The sequence below is a fragment of the Streptomyces sp. NPDC102514 genome (genome assembly GCF_055584525.1).
Genome location: NZ_JBVJLW010000006.1, coordinates 367,066 through 383,919, shown reverse-complemented (window position 1 = coordinate 383,919; position 16,854 = coordinate 367,066). Strand labels below are relative to the sequence as shown.

14 protein-coding genes are annotated in these 16,854 nt (G+C 74.1%); 11 read left to right on the top strand and 3 right to left on the bottom strand.

The window, feature by feature from the left end:
• Positions 1-131: 131 nt before the first annotated feature.
• A complete protein-coding gene (locus ACZ60E_RS18480; protein ID WP_469441666.1) occupies positions 132-929 on the bottom strand; it encodes a hypothetical protein in 798 nt (265 codons plus the stop codon).
• Between the two features lie 241 nt (positions 930-1,170).
• Positions 1,171-1,410, bottom strand: a complete 240-nt coding sequence (locus ACZ60E_RS18475) for a chaplin (RefSeq protein WP_384802360.1) — start codon at positions 1,408-1,410, stop codon at positions 1,171-1,173.
• A gap of 388 nt (positions 1,411-1,798) precedes the next feature.
• Here ACZ60E_RS18475 and ACZ60E_RS18470 point away from each other — a divergent pair, with 388 nt between their 5' ends.
• From ACZ60E_RS18470 to ACZ60E_RS18430, 9 genes are all read left to right on the top strand, one after another.
• The gene (locus ACZ60E_RS18470; protein ID WP_453792698.1) at positions 1,799-2,920 is read left to right on the top strand and encodes a DUF3344 domain-containing protein; all 1,122 of its coding nucleotides are present in this window, start codon (positions 1,799-1,801) and stop codon (positions 2,918-2,920) included.
• Positions 2,921-3,001: 81 nt separating this feature from the next.
• A complete protein-coding gene (locus ACZ60E_RS18465; RefSeq protein ID WP_469441662.1) occupies positions 3,002-4,201 on the top strand; it encodes a glycosyltransferase in 1,200 nt (399 codons plus the stop codon).
• Entirely contained in the window at positions 4,198-5,718 is a 1,521-nt protein-coding gene (locus ACZ60E_RS18460; RefSeq protein WP_469441660.1) for an exopolysaccharide biosynthesis polyprenyl glycosylphosphotransferase, read from the top strand. The genes ACZ60E_RS18465 and ACZ60E_RS18460 overlap by 4 nt, the downstream gene beginning before the upstream one ends.
• A gap of 4 nt (positions 5,719-5,722) precedes the next feature.
• Positions 5,723-7,063 carry an O-antigen ligase family protein gene (locus ACZ60E_RS18455; protein ID WP_469441659.1) on the top strand — a complete coding sequence of 447 codons (1,341 nt, stop codon included), beginning with the start codon at positions 5,723-5,725 and terminating at the stop codon, positions 7,061-7,063.
• Positions 7,060-8,988, top strand: a complete 1,929-nt coding sequence (murJ, locus tag ACZ60E_RS18450; protein ID WP_469441658.1) for a murein biosynthesis integral membrane protein MurJ — start codon at positions 7,060-7,062, stop codon at positions 8,986-8,988. The genes ACZ60E_RS18455 and murJ overlap by 4 nt, the downstream gene beginning before the upstream one ends.
• Positions 8,989-9,070: 82 nt before the next feature.
• Complete coding sequence (locus ACZ60E_RS18445) at positions 9,071-9,790, top strand: polysaccharide deacetylase family protein (RefSeq protein ID WP_384802621.1); 720 nt, start codon at positions 9,071-9,073, stop codon at positions 9,788-9,790.
• Positions 9,787-10,929, top strand: coding sequence for a glycosyltransferase (locus ACZ60E_RS18440; protein ID WP_469441656.1), 1,143 nt, complete (start codon positions 9,787-9,789; stop codon positions 10,927-10,929). The genes ACZ60E_RS18445 and ACZ60E_RS18440 overlap by 4 nt, the downstream gene beginning before the upstream one ends.
• Entirely contained in the window at positions 10,926-11,582 is a 657-nt protein-coding gene (locus ACZ60E_RS18435) for a YveK family protein (protein ID WP_469441654.1), read from the top strand. The genes ACZ60E_RS18440 and ACZ60E_RS18435 overlap by 4 nt, the downstream gene beginning before the upstream one ends.
• Positions 11,579-12,748, top strand: a complete 1,170-nt coding sequence (locus tag ACZ60E_RS18430) for a GNAT family N-acetyltransferase (RefSeq protein ID WP_469441651.1) — start codon at positions 11,579-11,581, stop codon at positions 12,746-12,748. Before ACZ60E_RS18435 ends, ACZ60E_RS18430 begins: the two co-directional genes overlap by 4 nt.
• A gap of 46 nt (positions 12,749-12,794) precedes the next feature.
• Here ACZ60E_RS18430 and ACZ60E_RS18425 read toward each other — a convergent pair whose 3' ends face one another.
• Complete coding sequence (locus tag ACZ60E_RS18425) at positions 12,795-14,105, bottom strand: glycoside hydrolase family 26 protein (protein ID WP_469441650.1); 1,311 nt, start codon at positions 14,103-14,105, stop codon at positions 12,795-12,797.
• Positions 14,106-14,262: 157 nt separating this feature from the next.
• Between ACZ60E_RS18425 and ACZ60E_RS18420 the strand changes: the two genes are divergently transcribed.
• Together ACZ60E_RS18420 and ACZ60E_RS18415 are read left to right on the top strand one after the other, a co-directional pair.
• Positions 14,263-15,564, top strand: a complete 1,302-nt coding sequence (locus ACZ60E_RS18420; RefSeq protein ID WP_469441648.1) for a carboxylate--amine ligase — start codon at positions 14,263-14,265, stop codon at positions 15,562-15,564.
• Positions 15,564-16,823: an NAD(P)-binding domain-containing protein gene (locus ACZ60E_RS18415; protein ID WP_469441644.1), complete on the top strand. Its 1,260-nt coding sequence runs from the start codon at positions 15,564-15,566 to the stop codon at positions 16,821-16,823. The genes ACZ60E_RS18420 and ACZ60E_RS18415 overlap by 1 nt, the downstream gene beginning before the upstream one ends.
• Positions 16,824-16,854 lie beyond the last annotated feature (31 nt).

Sequence of the window (16,854 nt, the reverse complement as noted above, 5' to 3'; positions counted from 1 at the left end):
TGGATAACCACAAACTACCCACACAAACAAACCCAAAAATCAAACCATGCAATAACGGCGGGCCCCCCCCGGGGCGCGCCCCCGGGGGGGCCCCCCCCCCCCCCCACGGCCGGGGCGGTGGCTGCTTCGCCTCAGCCACCGCTCCCCGACGGTGCGGTCACGTTCGTCGGCAGCTTGGGCAGTCCCGGCAGGTTCGGCGCGGGCAGGGCGCCGCCCACCGCCACCGCTGCGACGAAGTTGACCAGACCGCTCACGACCTGCTTCGCGGCCACCCCCAGAGCGGTGGCGTCTCCGGCGACCGCCGCCTCGGTCAGGGAGTCGACCGAGCTCTGCAGGGCCTTGAGCGCGTCGGCCCTGAGGTCGGGCGCGGCCACACGGCTCGCCGAGTCCGGCGCGGGCAGCGCGGGGGCACCGGGAAGCGCGGGCAGGATCGCCGGCGGGGCGGCCGGGATCTTGGGATCGGCCGGGCTCTGAGGAACGGCCGGGATCTTGGGATCGGCCGGTGAGTTCACCGCCGGTGTCTGCGGAACCGTCGGCGTCTGCGGCACGGCCGGTGTCTTCGCCGGCGGGGTCTGCGGGGCGGCCGGAGCGGACCCGGCGGCCTTGGCGATGGCCTCCTTCACCGCGTCGCCGAGCTTCGTGGCGTCGGCGGCGGGCAGCTTCCCGCCGTCGGCCTTGAGCGCGGCGGTGAGCAGGTCGGTGACCGGCTTCAGCACTCCGGCGACATCGGCGAGGCCGGCGGCCTGTGCCAATAGGGCGTCCGCCTCGGGCACCGGTGCCCGGACCGCTGTCGCGGGCGGGGCCGCCGCGGACCGGGCGTCGTGCGCCGGGTCGTGGTCGGCGGCCACGGCGACGGGTCCGGCGATCCCCAGCAGGAACGTGGCGCAGAGTGCGGAGGTCGCGATACGCCGCGCGGGCAGAGCACGCATGAAGGGTCCTTTCGATGGTGCGTCGGGTCCTGTGCCCACCGTGGAATCGGTGACCGCCGCCTGCAACCGATCACCCGCGCACCGCGGCGGCCCGCACCCACCGCCGTGACCGTTGTCCCTGATGAGCCGCCATGCCCGGCCCCGCCGAAGGCACTTGCCTGCCCTCCCCCCATTCGGGGCAACGCGGATCGGCCGCCCTCCCCTGGGGGGAGGACGGCCGATCAGGGGCCGGGCTTCGACGTCAGTCGTTGGCGCACTCGTTGCCGAACGCCGGGTTCAGCAGCGCGATGACGTTCACGGTGTTGCCGCACAGGTTGATCGGCACGTGGACGGGGACCTGCACCAGGTTGCCCGACAGGACACCCGGGGAGTTGGTGGCGGCGCCGTGCGCGTCACTGTCGGCGGCGGCGATGCCGGCGGTGCCCGCCATGGCGGCGGCGGCAACGGAGGTAAAGACCAGGCCCTTCGCGATACGCGACATGGAGAGGTGCTCCTTGGGATTGAAACAACAACCGGGCGGGATGCCCGGCTCTGGAATCAACGCGTGGCGACGGCGCGGGTTGTGCCTCCAAAAGAGTGACGCTCCGGGCCGTTACCAGAAGCGAGCCAGGCGGTTATTCCGAGACATGCACACGATTCCGACACACTTGACAGGTTTCACCGATAAATACGGATAGCGGCTACAGTTGCGTTCCTCCTCAGATCGTCACAGACCGCCCCAGATCACCTCAGATCACTTGAAACAGACGGGGAGTCATGTCGGCACCCGTGTGATGTCCGCGTCCCGTCCGCCGATGTCCCCGTCCCACCGGTCCGCAAGGGCCGGAACCTCCGCCGCCGCAATTCCCCCCGAAAGGGCAACGCCGGTCATGCGCAATTCCCTGGGTCTTCTGCTGCGCCGTGGGATGGTGGGAGCTTTTTCCCTCGCCTCGTTGTGGGTGCCGGGCGGACCGGCGTCGGCCGCCCCCGCCCCGCCGGGCGCCACGGTCGCACCGCCCGCCGCCGAGGCGGAGAGCCTGACGTTCACCCAGCGGTACCGCGCGCTCCGGCACGGCGGGATCGTCCGGGCCGCCAACTCGTCGATCACCTGCCGCACACCGGTCGCGCCGACTGCGGTGTCGTGCCCCGCGGCCCGCGCGGGTCTGGCGGCCGCGAACGACGGCTTCGACATGTTCTACACGGACATCGACAAGGACCCGAACACCTACAACTCCAGCAGCGCCGAGGTCCGTCTGCCGTCGGGCGCCCGCGTCTCGTACGCGCGGCTGTACTGGGGCGGCAATCTGCGGGTCGGTGAGCAGAAGCCGCCCAAGGACAACGGACGGGTGCTGATCGCCGAGGCCGGCGGCCAGTACAAGGAAGTGCTCGCGGACACCCTCGTCGGGCACCGGGCCGCCCGTGGCGCGGACGCCTTCCAGGCCTCGGCGGACGTCACGCGGCTGGTGCGGTCGAGCGGCGCGGGCGCGTACACCGTGGCGCAGGTCAATGTGGCGATGGGGCACTCGGCGGCCGGCGCCTGGGGCGGCTGGACGCTGATGGTGGCGTACGAGAAGAAGTCGGAGCCGCTGCGGCATCTGGCGATCTGGGACGGCTTCGGCCCGCTGGGGCCGGACGACGACCGGGCGGTCCGGGTGGGCGGCCTGCCGTTCCCCGCGGGGGCCGCGGGCCGTGTGGGGCTCGTCGCCTACAACGGCGACCGCGGGCGGACCGGCGACTCGCTCACCGTGTCGGACGGACGGGGCAGGGCGGTCCCGCTCGGCAACAGCGCCAACCCCCGTGACGACGTACTGAATTCGACGATCGGCGAGCCCGACGGGACGGCCGCCCCGCGGACGCCTTCGTATCCGAACACGCTCGGGTACGACTCCGACGTCCTCGATCTCCGCGAGGGCCTGCGGCGCGGCGGGGACCGGCTGGACTTCCGGCTGGTGTCGCGGCGGGACGCGGCCTGGGCCGGCGCGCTGTTCGTCGCCGTCGACGCGAAGCACTGATGCCCCTCCCCTCCTGTCCCGGCCCCGACCGAGTTCCACCCGCGCTCCCCGTGAGCGCCGCCCGTGAGCGAGGAAGCCCTCATGCGACTGTCACCGACCGGCCCAGGACCGAGGCCACGGGTCCTGCACGTCTCCCAGCCAGTGGACGGCGGGGTGGGCCGCGTGGTCACCGACCTGGTGCGGGCACAGCTGGCCACCGGCGCCGACGTCACCGTCGCCTGCCCGCCGGACGGCGGCCTCGCGACGGCGGCCGAGCTCCTGGGCGCGGGCGTGCGGCACTGGCACGCGACCCGCTCGCCCGGGCCGGGGCTCGCCCAGGAGGTACGGAGTCTGCGCCGGCTCGTGAGGGAGGTGCGGCCCGACGTCGTGCACGCGCACAGCGCCAAGGCCGGACTCGCGGCCCGGCTCGCCGTTCGCGGGCAGGTGCCGACCGTGTTCCAGCCGCACGCCTGGTCGTTCGAGGCGGTCGGCGGGGCCACCGGCCTCTTCGCCCTCAACTGGGAGCGGCTGGGGGCCCGTTGGGCCTCGCGGGTGGTGTGCGTCAGCGAGGCGGAGCGGCGCACCGGGCAGCGGTCGGGGATCAGGGGCCGGTGGAGCGTCATCCCGAACGGCATCGACACCCGCGGCTTCCACCCGGCGCCCGTGGAGACCGTACGGGCCGGGATTCCGTTGCTGGCGGGCGTCGACGCGGCGGCACCGCTCGTGGTGTGCGTCGGGCGGCTGTGCCGGCAGAAGGGACAGGACGTCCTTCTGGAGGCGTGGCGCGAGGTGACCCGGCGGGTGCCGGCCGCGCGGCTCGTGCTGGTCGGCGACGGGCCGGACGCGCAGGCGCTGCGGGCCTCGGCTCCCCCGTCCGTGCTGTTCGCCGGGGCCGTCACCGACACCATGCCCTGGTACCAGGCCGCCGATCTGGTCGTCCTGCCGTCCCGTTGGGAGGGCATGGCGCTGGCGCCGCTGGAGGCCATGGCCTGCGGGCGGCCCGTCGTGATCACCGATGTGGACGGGTCGCGCGAGAGCCTGCCGCCGGGCCAGGGGCCACGCTGCCTGGTGCCGTCCGAGCGGCCGGACGCGCTGGCCGGGGCCGTCGCCGAGCTGCTTCTCGACCCGCTGCTGCGCGAGTCGCTCGGTCACCAGGGACGCCGGTACGTAACGACCACGCACGACGTGCGGCGCACGGCCGCGGCCGTCGCCGACGTGTACCGCGATCTGATCGGCACCTGGCCGACCGGGCGGACCAAGGGCGTGGACCACACCGAGTACAGGGAGTCCATCCACACGTGACTGCGGAAAGTACCGTTCCCTCCCCCGGCGGCCGGCCGCGGGCGGCGGACCACGGATTCTCGCCCGTCTCATCCGTCTCGTCGGCCTCGTCGGGCTCGCCCGTCTCGGTCATGCCGCCACGCGAGGCCGTCGGCGGCTTCGCGTTCCCCAGCGGCAGACGGCCCTTCGTGCACCGCGTACGTGCCGTGCACCGCGTACGGGCCGTGCCGCGGCCCTCACGGCTGCCCCTGCCCGCCGTGGACATCGGCGCGGCGCTGGCCGGCGGCGCCCTCGCGCTGCCGTGGCCGCATCCGCTTCCGCTGGCCCTGCTGGTGCTCGCGGTGCTCCGGCTGAACGCGCACGCGTCGCTGTACCGCGCCACGTCCACCCCCGCCGTACCGGCCTTACTGGACGAACTGCCCGCCGTCTGCGCCCGGATCGCGGTGGGCTGGTGCGCGCTCGCGGCCCTGCTGGCCGCGTACTCCCCCGAGCACGCGCTGTCCGCCAGCGCCCTGGTCCTCGGCTGCGCGGTGCAGTCGCTGGTGAGCTGCGCGGGCCGGGGCGTCGTGCACGGCCACCGGCGCCGGACGCTCCAGCGGCGCCCGCGCGCGGCCCTGGTGGTCGGCCGCACCGTCGACGCGCAGCGCGTGGCCGCCGCCTTCCTGCGGCAGCCGGACTGCGGGGTACGGCCGGTGGGGGTCGTCGCCGACGAGGCGAGCGACGGCGAGGGCCTGCCGGTGCTGACCACCGGCGAGGAGGTCCAGCGGGCCCTCATCCAGAACGGCGTGCAGGACGTGCTCGCCGTGGCCCCCTCCACCTGGCCCGAACAGGCCTCGCTGCTGCGGACGTTGGGCGAGTCGGGCTGCGCCGTGTGGGAGGTGCGCGCGGACTCGTCGGCGTACGGGCGTTCCGACCGGCTCGCCGGGTTCGCCTGCCGCCGGCTGTCCCTGGGGCGCCGGTACGGGAGTGCCGGGAAGCGGCTGCTCGACGTGCTGGTCTCCGGCGCCCTGCTGCTGCTGGTCAGCCCGATGCTGCTGGTGTGCGCGGTCGTGCTGCGGGCCGTCGACGGGCCCGGTGTGGTGTTCCGGCAGGAGCGCATCGGCAAGGACGGGCGGCCGTTCACCCTGCTGAAGTTCCGTACGCACCGGCCGGTCGACGCGCACGAGGCGGCGACCCGCTGGAGCGTGGCGAACGAGCACGAGATGGTGTGGTTCTGCCGCTTCCTGCGGCGCACGTCGCTCGACGAGCTGCTCCAGCTGTGGAACGTCTTCTGGGGCGACATGAGCCTGGTCGGACCGCGCCCCGAACGGCCTTTCTTCGTCGGCCAGTTCAGCCAGACGTACCCCGGTTACGCGGCCCGCCACCGGATGCGTACCGGCATCACCGGGCTCGCGCAGATCCACGGGCTGCGCGGCGACACCTCGATCGAGGACCGCTGCCGGTTCGACAACGCGTACATCGACGACTGGTCGCTCTGGCAGGACGTCTGCATCCTGGCGCGCACCGCGGTATCGCTCGTGCGTCCGACGGGGAGCTGAACCGGTGACCCAGGTCCTGCCCGCCCCGCCGCTGGTCGCCGTCGTGGCCGCGGCGCCCCGCCGCTTCCTTCCCGTGCTGCCCGTGATCGCGCTGATCGTGATGCTCGCGCTGCCGGTCTCCGGGGACGGCGGCGGCACCCTGGCCGACGCCGTGTCCGGGCTGGTCGTGGTCTGCTGCGCGCTGCGTCTCGTACGCGGCCGGCGGCGCCCCCTGTCCCGTACCGCCGCGGTCGTGCTCGGGCTGCCCGTCGTCGGGGTCGCCGTCGCGACGGCCGACGCGGCTTCGGCCGGGGTGGGGGCCGAGGGGCTCGTGCGCTATCTGCAGATCTTCGTGCTGGTGCCGACGGCGGTGATGCTGCTGGTACGCGACCGCCGTGACGCACGCCTGGTCGCCTGGTCGCTCGTCGGGCTCGCGCTGTGGCAGGGAGGGCTCGGGGTCCACCAGTTCGTGACCGGGACCGGGGCCTCGTACCAGGGCGAGATGATCCGGGCCGTGGGCACCTTCGGGGCCACGGACATCATGGGCATGGCGGCCGTGGTGGCGTTCGGGCTGGTGTGCGCGCTCGGTCTGGCGCTCGGGTCGGGACCCGCGCGGCAGCGGACCGCGGCGGCGGTGTGCGCGCTGGCGCTGCTGCTGCCGCTCGCGCTGTCGTTCAGCCGGGGCGCGTGGATCGCGACGGCCGTGACCTGCGGGGCGCAGCTCGTACTCGCCGGACTGCGGCGGGCCGTGCAGGTGTTCGCGGCGGTCGCGGCGGTGGCGGTGGTCCTGGTGGGCGGGCTCGGGGTGGGCTCCGCGATGCTCCAGGAGCGGATCAGCAGCATCACGCAGGTCGCGGACGCGCCGGACCAGTCGGTGACCGACCGGTACACGATGTGGACGGCCGCCGTCGACATGTGGCGCGATCAGCCGCTGACCGGGGTGGGGCTGAAGGGCTTCCCCGACCATCGCGACGGGCACGCCTCACTCGCGCTGTCGTCGGGCAGTGACACGGACGGGGCGGGCGCCGGTTTCCAGCGCCAGCCGCTGCTGTCGCCGCACAACATGTATCTGCTGATCCTCAGCGAGCAGGGCCTGCTGGGGCTGCTCGCACTGGCCGGGAGCTGGCTGGCGCTGCTGGTTCTCGGGCTCCGGAAGCTCTTGCGCGCACGGCGTTCCGCGAGCGGCCTCGACTGCGCGCTCGTCGCCTGCGGGCTGCTGGTCTGGCAGCTGGTCGACTTCGTGTACGCCGACATCGGCGGCCCCTCGACCGTGCTGACCGCGCTGGTGCTCGGCTTCGCCGCGTGGTGGGCGCTGGCCGACGAGAACGCCCGCGACAGCGCCCACGAGAGGGCCGGAGAACGATGACGGTGACGCCTTCCCGGGCCGGGGACGAGGGAACGACGGCGCGAAGGGGCGGCCGTCGGCGGACGGGGGCCGCGAGCGACCCCTCCGCCCAGGACCACGGCACGGCCGTCGGGACAGGGGAGGAGGTCCTGCTGCCCGGCGCCCGCGCGGCGTCGGCCGGGACCGCGCACCCGGCCGCCACCGAGGCCTCCGCTTCCGGCGCCGCCTCCGGTGCCGACGTCGGCACCGAGCGGAACGGCCCCTCCGAAGTCCCCCCGCCCACCCGGGGATTCCTCGCCAAGGCCACGCTCGTCACCGCCGCCCTCTCCATCGCGGGCGCGCTGCTCGGTCTCGGCCGGGACCAGGCGCTCGCGCATCTCTTCGGGGCCGGGACCGAGACGGACGCCTTCCTGGTCGCGTGGACGGTGCCGGAGGTCGCGGCGACGCTGCTGATCGAGGACGGGATGGCCTTCGTGCTGGTCCCGGCGTTCAGCCTGGCCGTGGCACGGCGGGCCCGCGGAACCGGCGGCGGCGACCCGGTCCGCGCACTCGTCGCCTCCACCCTGCCCCGCATCGCGCTGGTCCTCGTGGGGGTCTCCGCGCTGCTGATCGCCGGGGCGCCCTACCTGGTCGCGGGGCTCGCGCCGGGACTGCCCGACCCCCGGCTCGCGGTCGACTGCACGCGGCTGACGGCGACCTGCGTCCTGAGCTTCGGACTCGCCGGCTACTGCAGCGCGGCACTGCGCGCCCACCGCCGCTTCCTGGCCCCGGCCGCCATCTACGTCGCCTACAACACCGGCATCATCACGGCGATGTTCGTCCTCGGCGGCCACTGGGGTGTGCGGTCGGCGGCCATCGGTGTCGCGCTGGGCGGCTGTCTGATGGTGGCGGCGCAGACTCCGTCCCTCGTACGGCAGTTGTTCGGCCGCCGGTCCGCGACGGCGGCCGTGACCCCGGCGGGAGCCGCGGCGGGGACCCGGAAGGCGTCGGACACCGAAGGGCCGGACGCCGCGGGGCCGGAGGCGGAACGGTCCGCGGAGCAGCCGCCGAAGCAGTCGGTGACGCACTCGGTGAATCTCGCCCTCGTCACCCCGGTCCTGCTCTTCGCCCTCTGCCGGCAGTCCCAGGTCCTCATCGAGCGCTACCTCGCCTCCAACCTCCCCTCCGGAGCCATCTCGCACCTGAACTACGCGCAGAAGGTGGCCCAGATCCCGATGACCCTCTCGCTGATGCTCTGCACGGTCACCTTCCCGGTGCTGGCGCAGGCGCTCGCCGAGGGCGACACCGAGCGGGCCCGCAACCGCGTCGAGCACGACGTCTCGGTCGCCGCGTGCATAGTCCTGCTGGGCGCTGCGGCGGTCTTCGCGTGCGCACCGCAGATCATCGAACTCCTCTTCCAGCGCGGCGCGTTCACCGCGCGGGACACGGCGGCGACGGCGACCGTCATGCGGGTCTACTCGGTGGGGCTGCTCGGCCACACCCTCGTGGGCGCGCTCGTACGGACGTACTTCTCGGCGGGCCGCCCCACCTGGTACCCGCTCGCGGCGATGACCGCGGGCATCGTGGCCACCTCGTGGATCGGCGCCGCGACCGTCGGTGCCTGGGGGGTGTCCGGGATCGCCGCCGCCAACGCGATCGGCATCACCCTCACCGCGGCGCTGCTGCTGTCCGGCATGAACGAGCGGCGCAGCGTGCCGATCCGCACCCGCCGGGTCGTCCACGAACTCAGCAAGCCGCTCCGCGCGGCCGGGTGCGCGGCCGTGGCGGGCGCCCTGTGCGCGAGCCGCTTCGATTCGCCCGCGCTCGCCCTGCTCACCGGTGGTCTGACCGTCACCCTCGTCTACGTACTGCTGCTCCGGTTGCTCGGCGTCCAGGCCGTCGCACCCGCCTTCCGAACCGCCCTCCGCTCCGTCACCCGAAGGCTGCCGCATGCCCGTTTCCGCTGACCCGACCGATCCCGTCGGCCCGACCGACGCCACCCGTACCGAGAGCCGCGCCCGGCCGGTCACGGCGCCCCTGTGGGTGGCGATGTACCACTCGGTGGGCGACTGTTCCGACGATCCGTACCGCATCACGGTCTCCCCCGACCGCCTCGACCGGCAGCTGGGCTGGCTGCACCGGCGGGGCCTGCGCGGGGTGGGCATGGCGGACCTGCTCGCGGCCCACGCCCGGGGCGAGGGCCGGGGCCTGGTGGGCCTCACCTTCGACGACGGCTACGCGGACTTCGCCGACAACGCCCTGCCCCTGCTCAGACGCTGGGGTTTCGGCGCCACCGTGTTCGTCCTGCCGGGCAGGCTCGGCGGCACGAACGAGTGGGATCCGCTCGGCCCCCGAAGACCGCTCCTCACCGCCGACGGCATCCGCCGGCTCGCGGACACCGAGGGCCTGGAGATCGCCTCGCACGGCCTCACCCATGTCGACCTCACCCTGGCCGACGACGCGCTGCTCGGCGCCGAGCTCGGCGGCAGCCGGGCCCTGCTCTCCGAGCTGACGGGCCGTGCGGTCCAGGGCCTGTGCTACCCGTACGGGACGGTCGACGAGCGGGTCGCCGACGCCGTCCGGGCCGCCGGTTACGGCTACGCGTGCGCGATCGACCCCGGCCCGCTCACCGGCCTCTTCGCCCTGCCGCGGGTGCACATCGGGGAGAACGACACCTCCTGGCGGCTGCAGCTGAAGTACCGGCTCAACCGGCTGCGCCGACGCGCGGTCCCCCTGGCGGCCGGCCCGGTGACGGAGGCGGCCCGGTGAAGGCCCTGCACGTCATCACCGGGCTCGGGGTCGGCGGGGCCGAGCAGCAACTGCGGCTCCTGGTGCGGAACCTGCCCGTCGAGTGCGACGTGGTGACCCTCACCAACCCGGGCGCGGTCGCCGAGGGCCTCGTCGCGGACGGCGTGCGCGTCACCCACCTCGGCATACAGGGCAACCGCGACCTCGCGGCGCTCCCGCGCCTGGCCCGGCTCATCCGCCGTGGCCGCTACGACCTCGTCCACACCCACCTCTACCGGGCCTGCGTGTACGGCAGGACCGCCGCGCGCATCGCCGGGGTGCGGGCCGTCGTCGCCACCGAGCACTCGCTCGGCGACTCGCAGATGGAGGGCCGCCGCCTCACCCCGGGCGTCCGGGCGCTCTATCTGGCCAGCGAGCGCCTCGGCCGTTCGACGGTCGCGGTCTCGCCCACGGTCGCCGAACGGCTGCGCCGCTGGGGCGTGCCGGGCCCGCGCATCGAGGTCGTCCCGAACGGCATCGACGTGGACCGCTTCCGCTTCGACGCGGCCCGGCGCGAGAGCACCCGGCGGCGGCTGGGGCTGCCGCAGGGTGCGTACGTCGTCGGGGGTGTCGGGCGGCTGACGGCAGGCAAGCGGTTCGAGGTGCTCGTGCGGGCGCTGGCCGAACTGCCGGACGACGTCTGGCTGCTGCTGGTCGGCGGGGGCCCGGAGGAGAACGTGCTGCGGCGGGCGGCGCAGCGCATGGGGGTCGCCGACCGGGTGCTGTTCACCGGCGAGCGCCCGAACGGGCCCGCGTCGCAGGGCGCTGCGGGCGGCCCCGACCTCGACCTGCCGTCCCTGACCGGGGCCATGGACCTCCTCGCCTCGCCGTCCGCGGAGGAGGCCTTCGGGCTCGCCGTCGTGGAGGCCCTGGCGGCCGGTCTGCCCGTGCTCTACGTCTCCTGCCCGGCCGTCGACGACCTTCCCCGGGACGCGGCGCCGTTCGCCCGGCGGGTGCAGGGCGGCGCCGACTCCTTCGTACGGGCCGTGCGGCAGGCGCGTGCGCAGGGCCCCGGGCCGCGCTCCGCGCCGGAGGCCGCCCACCACTACAGCATCGCCCGCAGTGCCGACCGGCTCATGGACATCTACACGGCCGCAACTCTGGGAGTGAGTTCCACATGACCGACAACCCCATCCGTGTCACCGGGCGGCCGGGAACGGCATTCGCGCGCGCCAGGGCGCTCCCGCCGTGGTCCCTGCTCGCGGCGGGCGCCCTTCTCGGCGGAGTGCTCGGCGGCTCGTACGGCGTCCTGAAGACTCCGCAGTACACCGCCACGAGTTACGTCATCGCCGTCCCCACCGAGCAGTCGGACCCGGCGGCGGCGCTCGGCTTCGCGCAGGCGTACGGGCGGGTCGCCACCCAGCTCGCGGTGCTCGGGGACGCCCAGGTGTGGGCGGGCGTACCGGTGTCGACCCTGCGGGAGAGCGTGCGGACGGCGACCTCGCCGGACGCGCCGATGGTCGCCGTGACCGCCACCTCCACCCGGCCCGACCTCGCCGCGGACATCGCCAACGCCGTGTCGCGCTCGCTGACCCGGCACGCGAACGACACCGAGAGCAGCACGCATGTGGAGCTGCTGCAGTTCTCGCGGGCGATCAAACCCACCGAGGCCTCCTCGGCGTCCGCGTCGGTGACCGGTCTCGTCGGCGCGAGCGCCGGCGGACTGCTCGGCGGACTCGCGCTGCTGGTACGCCCCCGCCGCGCCCCGGGAACCGCGCCCACGGCCTCGGTGCCGGGCCCCGCCACCGCCGCCGACGTCCACGGACAGCTGTGAGAGCCGCCGCGCCGCGGACCCGGCCGCGGACCGAGCTGCGTACGGAACTGTGCACGGACGAGCGGGAGTTCGGGCGGCTGGCCGAGGAGTGGGGAGAGCTGTACCGGCACTGCGGCACGGCGACCCCCTTCCAGAGCCACGCGTGGCTGCACTCGTGGTGGCTCTCGTACGGCACGCCCGGCCGGCTCCGGCTGGTGCTGGTCCGCGACGGCGGCGACCTGGTGGCCGCCGCCCCGCTGATGCTCGTACGGCAGCCGTGGCCGGCCCTCGTACCGCTGGGCGGGTCGATCTCCGACTTCGGGGACGTGCTGATCGAGGACGGCGAGCGCGCCGACCGGGCGGCCTCCGCCCTGGCCGACGGGCTGGCCGCGGCGGCGCGCACCGCGCTCATCGACTTCCGTGAGGTGCGGCCCGGTGGCGCGGTGGAGCGGGTGTACGCGAGCTGGCGCGGGCCCCGGCGGCAGGTGCCGGACTCGCTGTGCCTGGAGCTGCCCGCCGTGCCGATGGACGACCTGATCGGACGGCTGGCGACGGCCAAGGCCCAGCAGCGGGTCCGCGCCAAACTGCGCAAGCTGTCCACGCTGGGTGTCGAACGGCGGGCCGTACGCCCCGACGACGTCGACACGGCACTGCGCAGACTTCTGGAGCTGCACCGGCTGCAGTGGCAGGGCCGCAAGGTGACCACCGAGCATCTGCAGGATCGCTTCGCCGAACACCTGATCCGTTCGGTGGGACCGATGGTCCGCGCCGGGGACGCGGTGGTGACCGAGTTCCTGGTGGACGGGACCGTGGTGGCGGTCGACCTGACGCTCCTGTCGGACCGGCTGGCGGGCGGCTATCTGTACGGCGCGCATCCCCAGCTGCGGGAGCGCAAGGCGGACGTGGCGACGATGCTGCTGCACGCCTGCGCCCAGCACACCGGAACGGGCAACGGAACGGGCAACGGGACGGGCGGGCGCCGGGTGCTGAGCCTGCTGCGCGGCAACGAGCCCTACAAGCACCACTGGCGCCCGCAGCCCGTCGTCAACCAGCGTTTCCTGCTGGCCAGACGGCGGACGTCACCGCTGATGTCCGCCGCCGTCTGTGACGTGGCCGCCCGCAACCGGGGCAAGAAGCTGCTCGACCGGTTCCTCGACTGGAGGGGACGCGGTGGCGGCAGGCCGTGACCGGCCCGCCGCCTCCGATTCCTCCGCCTTCGTCTTCGCCTTCCGGTCAGCGGTTGCGCGACCACCAGTCGAAGCGCAGGCACAGCTTCCCGCCGAGCCAGTACTCCACCCAGTCGCCCAGGGCCACCGGCGAACAGTTCGACGGCTTCTCGGGCGTCGGGTCGGTGGGCTTGGGCGGCTCGGTCGGCTTGGGCGCCGGATCCGTCGGCTTCGGGGCCGGGTCGGTGGGCTTCGGGGTCTGATCGGTGCGGCCGAAGAGCACGGACCGGTAGATCTCGGAGGCCTCGGGGTTGTCGTCGCACTGCCACACACCGTGCGGGCAGTAGTCGGTGAGCGTGTTGTACAGCGGCTTGTGCTCGTCCAGCCAGGCGAGCATGCGCTTCATGTAGGTCGCGTTGTCGCCGTTTCGGAACAGCCCCCATTCAGGATAGGAGATCGGCTTTCCGTGCGCTTTCGCGAAGTCGACGTGCGCCTGAAGCCCGTAGGGCTCCGAAACGGCCTCGTCGAATGACTGTCCGCGCGGCTGGTCGTACGAATCCATGCCGATGACGTCGACCGTCTCGTCGCCCGGATAGCACTGGGTCCACGGAATGGCGTCCCGGCCGCGGTTCGGAGTGAAGTCGAAGCGGAACTTCTGCCCCGGCACCGCTCTCATGGCGGTGACGATCCTGTCCCAGTACTTCTTCCAGGCCTCCGGGTCCGGCCCGCAGCGATGGGTGTACGTGATGCCGTTCATTTCCCAGCCGAGCACGATGACGGTGTCGGGCACCTCAAGCTCGACGAGCCGCTCGGCCAGCTTGCGGAAGTGGTGGTCGAACTCCCCGGCCGCGCCGCGCCGCAGCAGACCGCGGACCTCCCGGTCGGAGACGCCCTCCTCGTTGCGCTCCAGCATCGGGACGTTGAGGACGAAGAGCCGGTCGGCCTCCTCCCGCCGCCAGTGGGCCCAGGCGTCGAGGAAGCCGGGCAGGCCCTCGATGTTGCTCCAGCGGTCGCCCGGCAGATACGTGTGCGCCACCCGCAGGTCGGCCCCGCCGAGCCAGCGGCTGAGCTCGGCGATCCGGGCCACCCCGCGGGGCCCGTAGTCCAGGTAGGCGCCGAAGGCCGGGCTCTCGGGGGCCTTCGGCGGCGCGGGCAACGGGGTCGCCCCTCCGGGGGCTGTCGGTGCGGCGACCGGCGCGGCGACCGGCGCCACGACACCGGTGGGCGCGGTCGGCGGCGGGGCGGGCGGCTCCCCCGCCCGTACGGCCGCCGCGTGTCCCGTCCCGGGCACGAGGGCGGCCGAGGCGAAGAGTCCGGCGGTGAGTACGGCGGCGACGTACGCCGGCCGTCTGGTTCGGGTCCGTTGCAGTGGGGCCATGTCCACTCCTCGCGTTCATTTCCACCGTCCACTGACACTCAGTCATATGAATATGAATTGCGCCAACCGAGGCCGGGCGCCGGGGAAATGCCCGCTCACCCGCACGGGTGAGAAATCAGAAGCGAAGAATCAGAAGCGATCCCAAGGAATCAGACCCATGCCGTCCTTCGACACCCGTGTCCCCGCCGTCCTGCTGCGCACCGACCGGAATCCCTTTCACCACGGCACGCTGGGAGCCGTACGCTCCCTCGGCCGGGCCGGAATCGACGTACACCTGGTCGCGGATTCCACCGGAAGTCCGGTGCGCGGTTCGCGTTTTGTGTGCCGGATGCATCCGCCGCCCTCTCCCGGGGCCCCGCCGTCCGAGATCGCCTCGACGTTGCGCCGAGTGGCGGCGCGGGTGGGCCGGCCCGCCGTACTGATCCCAATGGATGACGCGGGCGCCGTGGCCGTGGACCGGCTGCGGGCCGAACTCGCGCCCCGCTTCCTGCTGCCCCTCGCGCCCGCCGGTCTCGCCGAGCGGGTCGCGGACAAGGCGGAACTGGCCGCCGTGTGCGAGTCCGCGGGCATCCCGCACCCGCTGACGCTGGTCCCGGACGGTCCCGCGCAGGCGGCTGCGGCGGCCCGGCGGCTGGGGCTGCCGGTGGTGGCGAAGTGGAGCCGTCCCTGGCTGCTGCCCGCCGGTTCGGACCTGCGCAGCACGACGGTCCTGACCTCCGCCGAGGAGGCGCGGGCCCTGTGGCTGCGGGCCGAGGAGGCGGGCAGCCGTCTGCTGCTCCAGGCATTCCTCGCGCCGGGCCCCGACCGGGACTGGTTCTTCCACGGGTACGTGGACCGGTCCGGGGCGGTGTGCGGAGGCGGCACGGGCCGCAAACAGCTGGCCTGGCCGCGCGGCGCGGGGCTGACCGCGGTGGGCCACTGGACGCCGAACCCGGCCGTGCGCACGCTGGCCGAACGGCTCGTCTCGCAGCTCGGCTACCGCGGCATCTTCGACCTGGACTTCCGCCGTGACGGCGCGACCGGCGCGTACCACCTGCTCGACTTCAATCCGCGGCCCGGCGCGCAGTTCCGGCTGTTCGCCGACGGGGCGGGGCTCGACGTGGTGCGGGCCCTGCACCTGGACCTGACCCACCGTCCGCTGCCAACGCCCGTGCCCCTGCCGGGCCGGACCTTCGTGGTGGAGAACTACGCGCCGCTCTCGGCCGCCTTCCGCCGCGGGACCGAACTGGCCTGGCACGCCCGGGACGACCTCGCGCCCGGTGCCGCCCTGTGGGCGCTGTGGTCACGCCATGTGGGCCGGCGCGCGGTCCGGCGGCTGCCGGTCCGCCTGCGCCGGACGGCCTCCGTACCGGTCGCCGGCGCGGGCCCGGTACGACCGCCCACGCCTCCCGTACGGCCGACGACACCTCCTCCTCAGCCGACCCCCCTGTCCGACGAAGAGAAAGCGAGCAGTCACTGATGTACGACCTGCTGGTGGTGGGAGCGGGCCCCTACGGCCTGTCCATCGCCTCCCATGCCGCGGCGGCCGGTCTGAGCCTTCGGGTGTTCGGCCGGCCCATGGCCTCCTGGCGCGACCACATGCCCCGCGGCATGTTCCTCAAGTCGGAGCCGTGGGCCTCCAACCTCTCGGACCCCCAGGGCCGTCTGGGCCTGGCCGCCTACTGCGCGGAGCAGGGGATGGAGGCCCGGCACGGGGCACCCATCCCGGTGGAGGTGTTCGCCTCGTACGGGCTGTGGTTCGCGCGGCACTCCGTCCCGGAGGTGGACGAGCGCACGATCGCGCACATCCGCCCCTGCCCGGGCGGTTTCGAGGCGGTCACCGAGGACGGTACAAGCGTGCGCGCGAGGACGGTCGCGCTGGCGGTCGGCGTGCTCCCCTTCACCGAAGTCCCGGCTAGTCTGCGCGGGCTGACGCCCGAGCACGTCTCGCACAGCAGCCATCACAGCGATCTGAACCGTTTCGTCGGCAAGGACGTCACCGTGGTCGGCGGCGGCCAGGCCGCGCTGGAGACGGCGGCCCTGCTCGCCGAACAGGGCACCCGCGTCCGGGTCGTGGCCCGGGCCCCCGGCCTCTCCTGGAACGACGTCCCGCCGCCGTGGGAGCGCCCCTGGTGGCAGTCGGCCCGCGCGCCGCACAGCGGCCTGGGCCCCGGCTGGCGCAACTGGTTCTACGCCGAGCGCCCCGGCGCGTTCCGCCGTCTGCCCGAGCCCACCCGCGCCCGGATCGCCACCACGGCCCTCGGCCCCGCGGGCGCCTGGTGGATCCGCGACCGGGTCGAGCCGTCCGTCGAGCTGCTGCTGGGCCACGAGATCACGGCGGCCCACGGGTCGGCGGGCGGCGTACGCCTCGACCTGCTCGGCCCGGCCGGCGGGCTGACGTCCCTGGACACCGAACACGTCATCGCCGCGACGGGGTTCAAACCGACCCGGGAACGCCTGGGGATCCTGACGGCGGACGTGCACGAAGGCCTGGGCGCGTGTCCTGACGGATCGCCCTATGTGGGCCGGGAGTTCGAGTCGACCTGGCCGGGGCTCTTCATGGCGGGCCTGGTCACGGCGGCCGGCTTCGGCCCGGCCATGCGGTTCGTGCACGGCGCGTCGTTCACGGCCCGGACCCTCGTACGAGGGGTGCGGCGCCGGCTCCGTACGGGACCGGTTCTCCTGCCCGTGCCCGGCGCGCGGGAGCGGCGCGGGGTGCTGGGGGCGGCGGGACGCTGACCGCGCGGGTGCCGGATGCCAGGTGCCACAT